General features: G+C 73.5%; 11 protein-coding genes. 9 read left to right on the plus strand and 2 right to left on the minus strand.

Features of this window, described 5'->3' with window-relative positions:
- The 8 genes from AC0HI0_RS16035 (at window position 1) to AC0HI0_RS16070 (ending at window position 8,183) form a co-directional block, all read left to right on the plus strand.
- Window positions 1–288: a hypothetical protein gene (locus tag AC0HI0_RS16035; RefSeq protein WP_480933156.1), complete on the plus strand. Its 288-nt coding sequence runs from the start codon at window positions 1–3 to the stop codon at window positions 286–288.
- 14 nt (window positions 289–302) lie between these two features.
- The gene (locus AC0HI0_RS16040) at window positions 303–2,042 is read left to right on the plus strand and encodes a hypothetical protein (RefSeq protein WP_480933157.1); all 1,740 of its coding nucleotides are present in this window, start codon (window positions 303–305) and stop codon (window positions 2,040–2,042) included.
- Window positions 2,039–3,964, plus strand: coding sequence for a hypothetical protein (locus AC0HI0_RS16045; RefSeq protein ID WP_480933158.1), 1,926 nt, complete (start codon window positions 2,039–2,041; stop codon window positions 3,962–3,964). Before AC0HI0_RS16040 ends, AC0HI0_RS16045 begins: the two co-directional genes overlap by 4 nt.
- Window positions 3,964–5,121 carry a hypothetical protein gene (locus tag AC0HI0_RS16050; protein WP_480933159.1) on the plus strand — a complete coding sequence of 386 codons (1,158 nt, stop codon included), beginning with the start codon at window positions 3,964–3,966 and terminating at the stop codon, window positions 5,119–5,121. The genes AC0HI0_RS16045 and AC0HI0_RS16050 overlap by 1 nt, the downstream gene beginning before the upstream one ends.
- The gene (locus tag AC0HI0_RS16055) at window positions 5,118–5,606 is read left to right on the plus strand and encodes a hypothetical protein (protein WP_480933160.1); all 489 of its coding nucleotides are present in this window, start codon (window positions 5,118–5,120) and stop codon (window positions 5,604–5,606) included. The genes AC0HI0_RS16050 and AC0HI0_RS16055 overlap by 4 nt, the downstream gene beginning before the upstream one ends.
- On the plus strand, window positions 5,606–6,196 hold the full coding sequence (locus AC0HI0_RS16060; RefSeq protein WP_480933161.1) for a hypothetical protein: 591 nt from the start codon (window positions 5,606–5,608) through the stop codon (window positions 6,194–6,196). The genes AC0HI0_RS16055 and AC0HI0_RS16060 overlap by 1 nt, the downstream gene beginning before the upstream one ends.
- A gap of 136 nt (window positions 6,197–6,332) precedes the next feature.
- Window positions 6,333–7,007: an alpha/beta hydrolase gene (locus AC0HI0_RS16065; protein ID WP_480933162.1), complete on the plus strand. Its 675-nt coding sequence runs from the start codon at window positions 6,333–6,335 to the stop codon at window positions 7,005–7,007.
- Between the two features lie 102 nt (window positions 7,008–7,109).
- Window positions 7,110–8,183: a serine hydrolase domain-containing protein gene (locus AC0HI0_RS16070; RefSeq protein WP_480933163.1), complete on the plus strand. Its 1,074-nt coding sequence runs from the start codon at window positions 7,110–7,112 to the stop codon at window positions 8,181–8,183.
- A 95-nt stretch (window positions 8,184–8,278) separates the two neighbouring features.
- Here the strand turns inward: AC0HI0_RS16070 and AC0HI0_RS16075 are convergent, their stop codons facing one another.
- Window positions 8,279–11,623, minus strand: a complete 3,345-nt coding sequence (locus AC0HI0_RS16075) for a CHAT domain-containing protein (protein WP_480933164.1) — start codon at window positions 11,621–11,623, stop codon at window positions 8,279–8,281.
- Window positions 11,624–11,633: 10 nt separating this feature from the next.
- Window positions 11,634–13,460 carry a WD40 repeat domain-containing protein gene (locus AC0HI0_RS16080; protein WP_480933165.1) on the minus strand — a complete coding sequence of 609 codons (1,827 nt, stop codon included), beginning with the start codon at window positions 13,458–13,460 and terminating at the stop codon, window positions 11,634–11,636.
- 197 nt (window positions 13,461–13,657) lie between these two features.
- On the opposite strand from AC0HI0_RS16080, the gene AC0HI0_RS16085 reads away from it, so the two are divergent.
- A complete protein-coding gene (locus AC0HI0_RS16085) occupies window positions 13,658–14,368 on the plus strand; it encodes a DUF5710 domain-containing protein (protein WP_480933166.1) in 711 nt (236 codons plus the stop codon).
- Window positions 14,369–14,394: the final 26 nt, after the last annotated feature.

Here is a 14,394-nt window from a genome sequence, read left to right on the forward strand (position 1 = left end):
GTGCGGTACCGCGAGATCCGGCCCGGCGCGTTGCGGGGCGAGGTGGAACGGGTGTGCCCGCCGCCGGAGTTCGACGAGTCCGTCCGGCACGTGATCGGCGACTGGGTGCTGTGGGAGGAGCCGACGGCCACGCTGGCCCGCCGGGAGGCCGAGCCGTGCGTGCACGCCTACCTGGAGCAGGCCGCCGCGGTCGGCACCCGGCACGGCAGGGCGTTCGCCGGGCGCGTGCTGCTGCCGGTCACCGCGGCCCTGATGGTCCTGTTCTTCGTCCTGCTGGCCCTGCGCTGAATGGAAACGTGCAGATGACCTGGTCCCTCAACCTCAACCAACTCACGCGCTGTCCGGCGTGCGACGACGACCTCGGCGTCCCCCCGACGCGCGCGCAGGACGGCAGCTGGCGGCGGCCCAGCCTGCTGCTGGAGGTGTGCGGCAACGAGCGCGGCGCGATGCAGTGGCGGCTGAGTTCGTTCGACAACGTCGTGGACGCCCAGTCCAAGGGGTACCACCGGTCGCGTCCCGGCTGGGTGTACCGGATGTGCGGGGACGGCCACGTGTTCCTCGACCACATCAGGACGACCGGCGAGAGCGTCGGCACGGAGTGGAAGGTCGACGACTTCGACGCCTCCGCCACGATCGGCGGTGTCGCGGCGGGCAAGAGCTACCTGATCCTGCGGACCCTGCACCAGCAGCTGTCGGCGAGCGGCCTGCCGCACATGACCCGGCCCGACCGCCCGGTGCAGGTGAACAACCACACCGCGGACTGGCTGGAGGACACCCCGCTGCAGGTGCTGCTCCAGAACTACCGCAACACCGAGGAGCGGGGGTTGCCACTCGACCCGACTGTGCTGAGCACGACGGTGCCGTTCCACTTCCTCAGCGCCAACGTCTCGCCCGAGGTCGTGCCGGCGGTGCTGGAGCTCCAGGAGAAGCTGGGCGGCGAGGGGCACCTGGACCGGCTGTCGTGGGGCCGGCGGATCCGCCAGCCGATCCTGTGCCGGTACGAGATCAGCGGCCGGCGGGTGCTCGCCGCGATCGCCGACCTGGCCGGCGAGCAGTTCCACAACTCGGCGCTGGAGGACGACCACCAGCAGCGGCTGCTGCGCAACTACGGCACGCTCACCTGGGTGATCGACCCGGCGATCGCGAAGGCGTTCACCGCGTTCATCCCCGCCGAGGCCGCCGAGGACACCATCGCGGCCAGCATCCGCCCCGACGACCGGGTCAACAGCGACCTCCAAGGCGTGCTGAAGCACCGCAGCGCGGTGCAGCGCCGGGTCGCGCGGACGCTCGCGCAGGAGTCGAGCCCGCTGGCGGCCAACGTCGGTTCGGGCCAGCACATGCTGGTGTGCATCACCAAGATGGACCTGGTCCACCTGGCGCTGGGTCGGGGACGGCGGCTGGACGAACTCGGCGCGCCCGGGTCGGTCGTGGAGGGCACCGCCCGCTACCTCGCGGAGGTCGCGATCAAGGTCGACGGCCCGAACCACGGGCTGGTCGAGGCCGCAGCGCTGCACTCGGTCCTCGCCCCCATCGCGCGCACCCGCCACGAGCCGAAGTTGTTCGAGGCGACCGCGCGCCAGTTCGCCACCGCGATCGTGGACCACCACTCCGAGTACGCGGCGTGGTGGAACCTCGTGCACGTGGGCGGCGGCGCGGTGATCGAGGTCGCGGCGGGCGAGCACTCGTCGGTGCTGCCCGCGGGCCGGATCGTGCTGCCCTCGCTGGACGCGCACATCGCGGGCGCGCTCACCCCGGGGCAGTCGGCGGTGCTGCGCACCCGCGACCTGGTGATGTCCGCGCTGGGGTGCGGCATCGCGTACGCGCTCGGGTTCGAGAAGCGCGTCGGGGCGATGCTCGGCCAGCGGTGGCGCGACGTGCGGTTCTTCCTGTGCTCCCCGCTGGAGCACGCGCCCGTCCGGGTCTCCCGGACCAGCGAGCTGATCGAGCCCCGGGACACCGACGCGGTCTTCCCCGACGTCGACGAGACCTCAGCGGCGCTGACCCAGCTGCTGCTCTGCCTGCTGCGGAGGATGCGGCCGTGACCGAACACGTCGTCGTCGAGTGGGGTGGCCAGTCGGGTGGCGGTTTCGTGCAGTACGCCGACCCGTTGCGGGGCGCGCCGCCGGACCCCGCCTTCGTGAAGGCCGCGCGCGGGCTCCAGGACGACCTGGTGCACCAGCCGCCGGAGGACGCGCGCGACAACGACCGGTTCCCGGTGTGGGGGTTGCAGCACGTCGACGTCGAGCAGCACGGCCCGCACTGGTGCTTCACCGTGCAGGGCCGGGGCGGCGCGTTCGGGCGGGCGGGCGGTTGCCAGTTCCTGTTCGTCCCCGGCACCGCCGACCCGGCCGAGGTCTGGACGGCCGGCGCGGCGCTGGTCGGGGCGGACGGCCGGATCGGCCACCGCCCGCACGGCGGCGTGCTGCCCCCGGTGGCCGCCGAGCGGTTCGTGGGCCCGCTCACCGCGCTGGTCGAGCGCCGCCACCGGGTCGTGGTCGACGGCGACCCGGCCGAGGTCGCGGCGGTGATCGGCGGCCTGGTCGCGGTGCTGCCCGCCGCCGTGGTCGGTGACCACGTCTGGCTGACCTTCCCGCTGATCACCCCCGTCCTCGACCCCCGGCCCAGCGTCACCGGGCGGTGGCCCGCCGAGCTGGCGGACACCCCCAACGCGCGCCGGGTCGTGCGCTGGCTGGAGGGCACCTCCGACGAGCCGCCGCACGACCTGCCACCCCGTGCGGACGAAGCGATCAGGTGGCTCGCGCACCTGGCCGCGGCAGGCCGGCGCACGCCGGAGCACCGCGCGCTGCCGTCGCTGCGGGCGTTGCTCGACGTGGTCGTCCGGGACGAGTTGGCGATCACCGCGGCGGACGTCGGCGGACTGGTCCGGGCGCACGACCGGCGGTTGCGCGACGGCACCAACCCCGGACTGGTGCGCGAGTGGGCCACCGCGCACCCCGACGCCGTGATCGACGAACTGCTCCGGCCGCTGCCGTCGTGGTTGGAGCAGGCGCTGTCCGCCGGGTTGTGGGAGGCGTGGTCGGCCGCCGGGGAGGGGCGCAACCCGGCCAGGTTCCCACCCGCGCCCGCGCCCGCCGGGTGGCACACCCGGCTCGGCGAGCTGGTCCGCGCGCGGTACCCGGTGCGGGAGGACCTGCTGCGGTTCGTCCGCGACGAGCTGGTCGCCCCCGGCAAGCCGCTCGGCTCGGCGGAGCTGGTACACCGGCACCAGGACTGGTTGGCCCGACTGGGGATCTCGCCCGACGACCCTTCGACCGGTGTCTTCCCGGTGCCCACCAACGCGATCGTGGCGGCGTTGGCGCAGACCGGGCGGATCTCCGAGGTCCACCGGGAGTTCCTGCGGTGCGCACCGGACCCGGTCGAGGCCATCCGGTCGGTGCTCGCCCACCTGCCCGTGGTCACCCCGGCGCACGCCCTCGCGCTGATGGCGGTGCCGAGTCAGGACGACGACGTGCGCCGGGTCCTGGAGACCGCGCTCGACCGCACCGACCCCCGTGCCGAACCGGCTGCGGACTGGCTCGGCGCACTGCTGTCCACGGCCAGGTCGCAGCGGGTCAAGGCCACCGTCCTGCCTGTCGGCTACCACCACCTGCGCCGGCTGGCCGCGGGACCGCTGCCCACCGCGTTCCTCTCGCCGGTGCTGCGGTACTGGGGCGAGACGGACCAGGACGACATCGTCAGCGGCGTGCTGCTGGACGCCGCCGCCGAGTTGCAGCCCCGACAACGCCACCGAGAACCCGATCCGGTACCGCCGCAAGAGGTGTGGACCCCGATCGCCGAGGCACGACCGCCGGCACAGCACACCGCGCCCGCCGAGCACGAGCCCTTCGCCGATGACGCGGAGCTGTCGGTGCCCCCGTGGGCCGCGACGACGCTGGTGGCGATCTTCGCGGTCGTGGTGCTCTACCTGCTGGTCAGTTCCGTTCTCGGCCGGTTGGGGACGTGATGGCCGACTCGCCGTCGGCGGCCGGGCAGGTGGCCGCACTGGGTCGGGCCGCCATGGCCAAGCTCGACGAGGTCGCCGGGGTCTCCGCGGCGAACCGGCCCCCGCACCTCGCGCAGCTCGACGGCGTGCTGGCGGTCGCGGGGCAGCAGGCGCTGCGGATCGAGCTGAACCCGGCCGCCGCCGACCGCGACGCCGACCTGTGGCGTCTGCGCGAACCGGGCTACCTGCGCGCGATCTGCGAGCACCCTCCGACGCCCGCGAACAACGTCCTGGTGTTGCTGCCGGTCGTGCTCACCTGGTCCGCGCTGGGCGCTGCGGAGCTGCGCTACACCCTGTCCGACACCTCGGCCGACACCGGCTCGCGCCCGTCGTTCTTCGCCGACTGGCTGGCCCAGCCGTGGTACTTCGGACCGGTCGCGCTGTCGTTGTCGATCGTCGGCACGGTGCTGTGGATCATGCTCAACCACCGCCGGGCCTCGGCCGCGCAGCACCGCGCCGACGAGATCGACCGCATCGCGCACCAGTTGGAGGTCGACCTGCTGCCGCACGTGGCGGTCCTGCGGGCGCGGATCGCCGGCGGCACCCCGGAGGAGCAGACCCGGCAGGCGGCCGCGACCCTGGCCGACGCCGCGCAGCGGCTGGGCGACGCGTCCGGCAGGCTCGCCGACGCCTCGGCGGTGGTCGACCGGCTCGGCGCGGTGGCCCGGGACCTGGCGGACTCGCTGCCCGAACTCACCCGCCAGGTCGACGGCTTCACCGCCGCACAGCACCGGTTCGGCGAACAGGCGAGCCGGGTCGTCACCGCGGTGGCACCGCTGGAGAACGTGATCGCCGACGTCGGCGCAGCCGCCGGGCTGGCGCGCGAAGCGTCCGCCCGTTCGGAAGACGCGGTGCGGCAGGCGTCCTCGCACGCGTCGCAGGCGTACGAGCTGGCCGCGCGCAACACCGCGCACCGGGAACTGCTGGAGGAGGCGCAGAAGCCCTTCTCCGCCGCGGCCGATTCGGTCGCCGGGGCGGCCGACAGGTTCCAGTCCACCGCGACCACGTTGCAGGAGACCGCCGGCAAGCTGCGCGAGACCATCCGCGAGGTGAACTGGCTCGTGATGGTGGCCGACGGGCTGCGGCACCCCGACGAACACCCCGACCAGGCGCCATGAGGGCCCGCCGGCAACCGGTGAGCGCGCTGGGGGTGGCCGGATGGCTGTTCGCCGAACTGGCGCTGCTGCTGGTCATCGTCGTGATGGGCGCGGAACAGCCGACCACCGCCCGCGTCACCTCGACGGCTCCGCCGCCGAGCCCGGAGCCGACCGCCGTCGCGCCGGAAGGGCTCTCGCTGACCACGGAGTCGTTCACCATGGCGGTCGACGCCTCGGGCGGCGGAGTGGTCGAGGAGTTCCGGCGGCGGCTCGACGAGAAGGTCGGTCCGGGCGCCAGGGTCGGGCTGATCCTCGTGTTCGGCGTGTCCCGCGACCCGTCCGTGCCGACGCGGGGGACCCTGGTGTCCCAGCAGTTGAAGGACTTGGTGGTGCCCGCCGACCTGCCACAGCTGCGGACCATGACCGACATGCGGGCCTACCTCGGTTCCGAGGGTGCGCCGGGCGACGCGAAGGTCGAACTCTTCCTGCTCAACGGCGGCCGGTGATGCCGCGACACCCACCGGACGTCGCGGTGGTGGACGGTTCGGGCGCCGGACGGGCCGCAGCGGTGTGCGGATCGTTGGAGCGCGAGGGGTTGTCGGCGGTCTCGGTGTCGGCGCTGGAGCTGGCGGCCTACCCGTCGGCGTGCGCGGCCCTGCTGATGCCGGCGGACTCCCTGCCGGACGCGGCCCACCACGTGCTCTCGGTGGTGGCCTCGCTGCGCGACCGCGTCCGCGCCCGGATCGTCGTCGCCTGGCACGTACCGCACCGGTCGAGATCGGGGCTCGCCGCCGGCGGCGGGAACAGCGCGCCCCTGCTGCTCGGCACCGGCTGGCAACGGGAACTGCGCCACCACGCCTCCCCCGCCGACGCCGTCCGGTGCCGCGATCGACAGGTGCGCCGCCTCATGGCACCGCGACTGGTCGGCGGGAAGTCGGTGGCGAAGTTCTGCGCCGACGTGGCCGTCCTCGACCCGTCGGCGTTGCACGACATCACCGCGCAGGTGGCCGAGTACGGCGAAGAGGAGCGGTTGTTCTGGCCACCGCCGGATTCGGTCACCCAGGCAGTCCTGCTCCGAAGCGGCCAGGAGCGGTAGCCCCCACGTGCCCGAGGCCAGGACGTAGGTGCTGCCGGTGTGTCCCGCGTCGGCCGATCGATAGTGTGCGGGCTGGACGTGAGCCGGCCATCACGGTTCGTGGCATCGGGTACATGATGGGTTGTAGCGTGCGTAAGTGACTGACGTGATCATCCTTCACGGAGCCTGGCACCAACCCGCCCATTACGCCGAACTCGCCGATCTGCTGCGGGCCCGGGGTCTGGCCGTGGAGGTGCCCGACCTCTACGGACTGTCGCTCGCCGAGAGCACCGCGAAGGTCGAGGCCGTCGTGTCGGGCTCGTCGGAGCCGCCGGTGGTCGTGGGGCATTCGTTCGGAGGCGTCACCGCCGGGACGGTGCGTGGTGCTTCGGCGCTGATCTTCCTCAACAGCTGGATCCTCGACGTCGAGGAATCCCCCGCCAAGCTGCTCGCGGACGCCCCTGGCGAGTCTGGTGAGGGGTTGCTCGTGCTGCCGGACGCGGACGGGCGGCTGCGCGTGGACCCGGACGATGCCCGAGTGAAGTTCTACGGCGACGTCGACGAACCGGCGGCCACGCGCGCGGTGGAGTTGCTGCGGCCGGAACCACCGTCGATCTTCGGTGCCACGCCGACTCGGGTGAGTTGGCGGGACACCCCTTCGACCTACCTGCGCGGGCAGCGGGACCGGACCATCGCGACTCCGCTTCCGGACCTCTTCGCCGGGCGCTGCGCCCGCACGGAGACGTGGGACACCAGCCACTCGCCCTACCTGAGCCGCCCGGCGGCCGTGGCCGACCTGATCCAGCGCGTCCGAACGGGTGCCGGAGGCTGAGCCTGGACCGAGGTGCGCCTGCCGGCCTCGGGTGGTCGGGCTCGGGAGAGCGATCGCGGGGCACTGGGGAGGACGTGCCGGTCGTTCGTCACACTGGTCCTCATGCGACGTCTTTTCCTGCTGTTCCTGGCGGTGTCCCTGCTCGCGGGTTGTGCCACGCCCGAGGCGGACGACCTGACCCTCGGGGAGAGGCAGATGCCGGAGCGGTTCAACGAGTTCCACCAGCGGTTGAAGCGGGAGGGGTTCAGCGGGGTCGTGGAGATCCGCTGGCACAACGAGAAGCACCTCTCCGAGGCGTACGGCGAGGCCGACCCCGTCGTGAAGCGGCCCAACACCTCGGACACCCGGTTCCCGATCGGCGAGGCGACCGGGATGTTCACCGCCGTCGCCGTGCTCCTGTTGGTGCGCAAGGGAAAGCTCGGGTTGAACGACCCGGTGTGCGCACACCTGCCGGAGTGCGTGCCCGGGTGGCAGGCGATCACCGTGGAGCAACTGCTCCTGCACACCTCCGGGATCCCGGACCACGCCACCGAGGACCCGGCGGTGCTGTCGGCCGTCGGACCGTCCCAGCTCGACATGGTGCGCCACTTGCAAAGCCTCCCGCTCGTGCGCGAGCCGGGGTCGTCGTGGTTCTTGGGCAACTCCGGTGATGTGGTCCTGGGCGCGGTGATCGAGCACGTCACCGGTGAGCGGTACGGACAACACGTCAAGCGCGTCCTGTTCGACCCGTTGGGCATGACCGCCACCACCGCCGACCCGGACGCCGTCGACCCGGCCCTGCGCGCGGTCGGCCCGACGACCGGGGACACCGCCGCGCCCCCGGCCCGCCACGCCGACCGCGCGCTCCTGTCCACCGGGCCGGATCTGGTGCGGTGGGGCGGTTTCCTGATCTCCGGCGACACGGACGTCGCGGATGTCACGGGCTTCGACCTGTTGGGGAAGGAGAACATCACGAAGGTGGCCACCGATGCCGCCGGCACCGGGCAGGGTTACGGCTTCCGTACCAAAGGCGAGAGCGTGTTCACGACCATCTGGCAAACCGGCTCGATTCCGGGATTCCCCTTCTACTTCGGCGTTTCCTCGGCCGACCAGGCGGTCGTCGTCCTGCTCGGCAACCGTTCAGCACCCGACGTCACCGAGTTGGGCAGGACCATGATGACCACGATCAGGAAATGACGGTATGTGTCGAAGTCGCACCGCCATGTCGCCGTAGCCGGTGCGCGGCAAAGAAGACGGTCCCGAGAGTTGTCCGTTCGACCCGCTGATCGGGTTCACGGACCACTGTGGATCAGCGGGGCCCACTGGGTCGGGTTGTCCGGGAAGGTGTCGCGGAGTTCGAGGGCCACGTCCCGCAGGACGGTCGCCGCGTCGTCGGCGGTGGCCAGGGCACGGTGGAAGCTGCGGGCCGCGAGGCCGCCGACGCTGTCGTTGAGCGGCCACAGGGTGGCGATCACGTGCCGGAAGCCGGCAAGTTGGAACGCCGCGCCCACGTGGAGGACCTCGTCGGCGTAGCGCGTGCCGTGGTTGCCCGTCGAGCAGGCCGACAGGTAGGCCAGTTCCGCGTCGTGCAGGCGCAGCGCGCCGATCTCGGGCAGGCGCAGGGTCCGGTCGTGCAGCACCAGGCCGCTGTCGGCCTGGGTCACCAGGTCCACCACGGCGTGGCAGGCGAAGTGGGCGGAGGTGGCGTGCGGCAGGGCCGCCAGGACTTCGGCGGCGGTCGCGGTGGGTCCGGTGAGGTGACGGCCCTTCAGGGAGTCCGCTTCGCGCCTGGCGGCGGGCAGCGGGGGCATGTCCTCCTTCTCCGGCACGGAGACCACGAGCCGGTCCTGCTCGGCCAGCACGGTTCCGGTGGGGGTGCGGAGCGCGCGCAGCGATGTCGTGTAGGACGACACCAGCAGGTCGAGGGCACCTTCGCCGTCCGCCGGTCCGGCCGCGTGCAAGGGCAGGAGGCCGAGGACGCCGGTCGGCAGCCACCACACGCGGTGGGGTTCGCTCGCGCGCAAGGCATCGACCACCGGTTTCACGACGCTGTCCCAGAGCCAGCTCAGGATGTCGCGCACCACGTCGTCCGTGTCCGGCTCGTAGTCCTCCACGCCGGCGAACATCTCCGCGACGCGCCGTTCCGCCTCTTCCTGCCGCAGGTCCGGCAGGGCGATGACGACCGGGTCGGCGTCGGAGCGCAGCAGCACCGCGTCGCAGCGGTGCCGGCTGGTGTTGACCAGGACCGCCGTTCCACCGGCCGGGACGCGCCGCAGGTCGTCCGGCCTGATCGGCACGCCGAAGTCCGCCAGCCCCGGTACCTCGTGGATGTCGCCGATCAACGCGTCGTACTGCGCCCACCAGCGCTTGCGCTCGTCGGTCGGGAAGCCCGGCGTGTTGAGCCGTTCGCACACCCAGTGGAAGCGGTCGGCGAGGTGCGGGGCGTGCTCGCGCAGCGCGGTCAGGTCGACGCGGGTGCTCGCCTGGCCGGCCAGGAGCACGCCGCGGCCGAGTTCGGCGGCCTGGAACGCCCCCACGGGGTCGTCGATGGCGCAGTGCGCGGCCACGGCGTCGCCGACGAGACCGCCGCGCGTGCCGATGCGGTGCTGCTGATCGGCCCAGCCGGCCTCGCGGGGCGCGACGGAGGACAGCAGCGCGACGGCCGCGTCGAGCAGTTCGACGGCCAGGTGGGCGTGCCCGGTGGTCCGGGCCAGGACGCCGGCCGAGTGGTGGGCGGCGACGCGGTCGAGCGGCGACGCGCCCGGTGCGTCGACCACCTCCGCCACCAGGCGCGGCACGTCCACCTCGCCGCGCCCGAGCAGCACGCGCTCGGTGTGGGCGGCGCAGAGGTCGGCCACGATCCGCAGCCTGCCGGGGGCGTCGGCCGGGCTGTTCGCGAGGGCGCGCTCGCCCAGGTCCACAGCGGTCTCCACGTCGGCGGCGGCACCCGAGAGGTGGTACCGGTCGAGGTGCGCGACGGCCGACTCCGCCTGCCACAGCGGCACGTCCGGGTGTTCGCCGGGGCTGCGGGCGAGGGCCGCCGCCAGCAGGTCCACGGCCCGGTCCAGGTCGGCGACGTCGCCGTGCGCGCGGTGCCGCGCCCAGTGGGCGGCGGCGAGCCTGGCCCACCGCGCGGCGAGGGCGACGTCGTCGTCCGCGGTCGCAGACACCGCCCGTTCACCGAGGTCGACGGCGCGGTCCAGGTCGGCCGGGTCGGCGGTGAGCAGGTGGTGGCGTTCGTGGGCGTGGCCGAGCAGGGACAGCCACCCGGCGGGGCACGGGTCGGTGTCCGCCACGACGTCCGTGCCCAGGGCGATGGCCCGGGTCAGGTCCGTGACGACGCCCCGGAACGCGTACCGGGTGAGCAGCGCGGCCGCGAGCGCCATCACCCGCTGCCCCCGGTCCGGGTGCCCTTCGGGGGTGGCCGCGACGGCCCAGCCGGCGATCGTGACGGCGCGCGCCAGGTCGGACTCGGAGCCGGTGGCCGAGTGCCGCCGGTGCAGCGCCTCGGTCAGCGCGGCGGTGACCTCACGGCGTTCCCGGTCCTCGTCGGGCAGTGCCCGCAGGGCGCGTTCGTCCAGTTCCACGGCCTGGTGGAGGTGGGTGACGTCGCCGGTGCGGGCGTAGCGGCGCAGGAGGATGGCGGACGCGCACGCCACGTGGGTGCCGTGGTCGGGGTGCTCCGGCGTGGAGCGCGCGATCAGCCGCTCGCCCAGTCCGGTGGCGCGGCGCAGGTCGTCGTCCGACCCGGTCCGGTCGTGCCGGCGGAGCAGGGCGGCGGCGAGCGCGGTCGGCGCGGCCGTGTCGTCCGGGTCGCGCAGCGCCCGCTCGCCCAGCTCGACGGCGCGGTCGAGGTGGCGGGGGTCGCCCGTGTGGTCGTGGTGTCGCCGGTAGGCCGAGGAGAGGATCAGCAGGCTGTCGGCGTCGGGCGGCGCGTGTTCGAGGGCGCGCTCGAACAGCTGGACGGCGAGGTGCAGCGCTTCGAGGTCGCCGTAGAGCAGGTAGCCGGACCAGTAGGACGTGGCGAGTTCCGTCCACGCGCGCACGGCGTGCGGGCCGCCGTTGCCGACGGCGTCCACCGCGGACTCCCCGGTGATGATCGCGGCATCGAGGTCGTCCGGGTCGTGGCCGCGTTCGTGGCGCAGCCGGTACGCGCGCCCGAGGGCGGCGGCCCCGCCGGCGTCGACGACGTGCCGGGCGCTCTCCAGCAGCGCGATGGCCGCGTCCAGCAGTGCCGGGCCGTCGTCGGTCGGCGTGGCGGCCAGCAGGGCGGTGCCGAGTTCGGCCTGGGCGCGGGGGTCGGTGAACCGGCCGACGACGGGGCGCAGGTCGGGCGGTACCAGGAGCGCGTCGTCGGCGACCGGCTCCAGGCACAGGACCGCCTTGGCCAACTCGGTGGGGCGCAGCGCGGTCGGGGCGTGCCCGTGGCGGACGTGGTGGAACGCGCCCAGCGCCGCGCGGGCCCGCGTCACCCGGGCCGCCATGGTGCTCGACGCCGTGCCGAGGTCGACCTGTTCCACCAGCTCCCACAGCTCCGCCGCAGCGGCGTCCGCGCCGGCGGCGAACAGCGGGCACTCGTCGCGGGTGGCCCGGAACCGCGCCACCAGGTCGACCAGCGCCCGCGTCAACTCCTCCACCGCACTCCCCTCACCACCGCACGTCCACGCGCACCACGCGCGGCAGGTCCGCGTCACGGCCGCCCAGGGCGACCAGCAGATCCCCTTCCGGCCGGGGCGCGAGCGCCACGGTCCCGTCCCGCCCCGGCGTCGGCAGGCGCGCGAGCACGTGGCCGGATTCGGCGTCCCACAACAGGGTTTCCGCGCTGCCGGACGCCGCGACCACGACCCGCAGGTCCGGCAGCACGGCCAGGGCGACGGCTCCGGTCGCCCCGGCGGGGGCCTGCGCGGACCCGACGACCTCCCCCGTGCGGACGTCCCACACCTGCACGACTGGCCCCGCCACGACGGCGAGCCGGACGGAGCGGTCCACCAGGACGGCGATCGCGACACCGGCCCGCACGACGACGGCCGGGTCGTGCGGGAGGGCGAACTCCAGCACCTCGCCTTCGCTCTCCCAGCGGCGCGTCGCGGGGTCGAACGCCAGCAGCCACACGTCGATCGCGGTCGCGTCCACGCCCTCGCTGCACACGGCCACGCAGACGCGCCCGTCCGGCAGCACGGCGGCGGCGACGGACCACACCGGGTTGACGCCGGGTTCGCCGACCCTCAGCACCGCCAACCGCCGCCCGCTCTGGGCGTTCCAGACGCCCGCCGTCGCGTCCTCGGCCCCGGTCACGACGAGCGGCGGCGCGCCCACCGGGAACAGCCACGCCAACGCGTTCACCGTCGCGTCGCAATCGAGTTCTTCGAGCGGGTCGCCCTCGCGGGCAGACCAGAGCCGGGCGACGCCGTCCTGCCCTCCGGTCGCCAGCACGACGTGGCCGTTGGCGAGGACGTCGAGGGCGACCGACAGCACCCGCTCGTCGTGCCCGACGATCGTGCGGACCACGCGGCCGTCGCGGGCGCTCCACACGCGGGCCACGTCGTCGTGGGCGGTCACGAGCAGTTCGCGGCCATCCGGCAGGACGGCCAGCGCCACGGCGTTCACGCCCCGGTCGCCGACGACGTCGGCCCAGGGCGGTGTGACGTCCTCGACCAGGACCCGCGCGGGCGGCCAGTGCCGCGGCGCGGCGGTCATCCCGGACACCGGCCCCTCGGGCACCCTCGGCTCGGTCGTCGCGGGCCACCGCACGCGGGGCGGCAGGCCGTAGTCCTGCTTGTGCTGGGCGAGATCGTCGTCGTGGACGAGCGTGCCGTCGCCCAGGACCGTCATGCCGGGCGGTGCCGTCGAACTCCGGCCGACCTTGACGGTCTCGACGTCGCTGGAGAGGTAGGGCAGTTCGTCGTCGAGGTGTTCGTGGACGAGGTCGAGGTAGTGCGCTTCGGCCGCCGCGTAGTCCGGGTGGTCGACGACCTCCCAGTTCGCCCCCTCGTCCACCGCCTCCCAGACGGCGTGGCGCGGCGAGCCGTCGACCGGGTCGTCGTAGGTGATGACCTCGATGGACCCGCCCAGCAGTGGATGCGCTTGCGTACCGCGCTTCCGGGTGCCCCGCGCGATTGCCGCGAGATACCGGTCCCACCGGCTCGTCGCGTGCTCGCCCCAGCTTCCCTGGAGGCCGCCCCGGTAGGTCGAGAAGAGAATTCGTGAGCCGTCCTCACGGCACATTGTCCGGAACGGCCCGTCATCGACCCCGGTCTGCTCCCAGGTGGTGTCGGGGTGGTCTTCGGCCACGTCGCGGAACGCGGTCCACGCGGCGTTCTTGTCCGGGAAGGCACGGGCCCCGAAGCCCGAGTGCCACAGGTACCACCGGCCGTCGGCCAGGGTGCCGAACTGCACGTGGACCGGGTCGTGCAGCGGGCGTCGACTTCGGCCGACCCACTGCGCCACCGGTGCGCGCCCCGGTCCGGGGGTCACCGAAATTCCGCGCGGCGGGCTCACCGGCGACGCCGCGCGAATTCGCCAAGCCGATCGGGCACGCGCCCAGAATGGATCGGCATTCGACCGGCGCGCCGGGATCGCCGACCGCGCACTTCGGGAATCCGCAACCTTTCCGCAGTCCTGCGGAAATGCCGATTAGGTGCGACGTCGGCGATTGTGATAGGGATCGAAAGGTGACAGAGGACGTCCGCACTTATCTCGACGTGCCGTTCCCGGAGAAGGATCGGGCCAAGGCGCTGGGCGCGAAGTGGGACGCCGGGCGCAGGCGCTGGTGGGTCGACCTGGACGAGGTGTCCCGCGACGCGGTGGCGGCGTGGCTGCCCGCCGTCGCACCGCGCCGCTCCCCCGGCACCGCCGCCGTGTCGGTGAGCCTGCTGGGGCTCACCGCCGGGTGCTGGAAGTGCCACCGGCCGACGACCTCCGTCGTCGGGTTCCTGCCGGTGAAGTCCAAGGACGTCGACAACATGCTGGTGTGCCGCGACGAGGACGTCCTGCGCCACACGCTGGGGCTGCTCACCGACGACGTGCGCGCCGCCACGTCCACCGGCGTGGTGAAGTCGCGCTACAGCCACACGGAGAAGCGCTCCTACCTCGCCAACGGCTGCTTCCACTGCGACGCGCTGCTCGGCAACTTCCACATCTACTACCGCGAACTGCGCGAGGCGATCGCACGCGACGAGCTGGTGACGATCGCGCGCGGCGCGGTGGGCTGGTCGGCGATCCGCGATTTCCTCGTCCCGGACAACACGTGGGCCGGCGCGGTGCTGCACTACGACCCGCTCGCGTCGTTCTTCGACGGGCGGCTCCACGGGCCGTTGAACGGCAAGTCGTGGGAATTCGACCTCAGCGAGTGGCAGCCTCCCCTGGGCGGACGACCACGATGACCGACGACCCGGCGGGTCGCGCCGCC

It is taken from the genome of Saccharothrix sp. NBAS 001 (assembly GCF_056640475.1).

Excerpts from the sequence above, each read along its gene's own strand:
- AC0HI0_RS16070 (WP_480933163.1), top strand. The coding sequence starts at position 7,110 with ATGCGACGTCTTTTCCTGCTGTTCCTGGCGGTGTCCCTGCTCGCGGGT.
- AC0HI0_RS16050 (WP_480933159.1), top strand. The coding sequence starts at position 3,964 with ATGGCCGACTCGCCGTCGGCGGCCGGGCAGGTGGCCGCACTGGGTCGG.
- AC0HI0_RS16060 (WP_480933161.1), top strand. The coding sequence starts at position 5,606 with ATGCCGCGACACCCACCGGACGTCGCGGTGGTGGACGGTTCGGGCGCC.
- AC0HI0_RS16040 (WP_480933157.1), top strand. The coding sequence starts at position 303 with ATGACCTGGTCCCTCAACCTCAACCAACTCACGCGCTGTCCGGCGTGC.
- AC0HI0_RS16055 (WP_480933160.1), top strand. The coding sequence starts at position 5,118 with ATGAGGGCCCGCCGGCAACCGGTGAGCGCGCTGGGGGTGGCCGGATGG.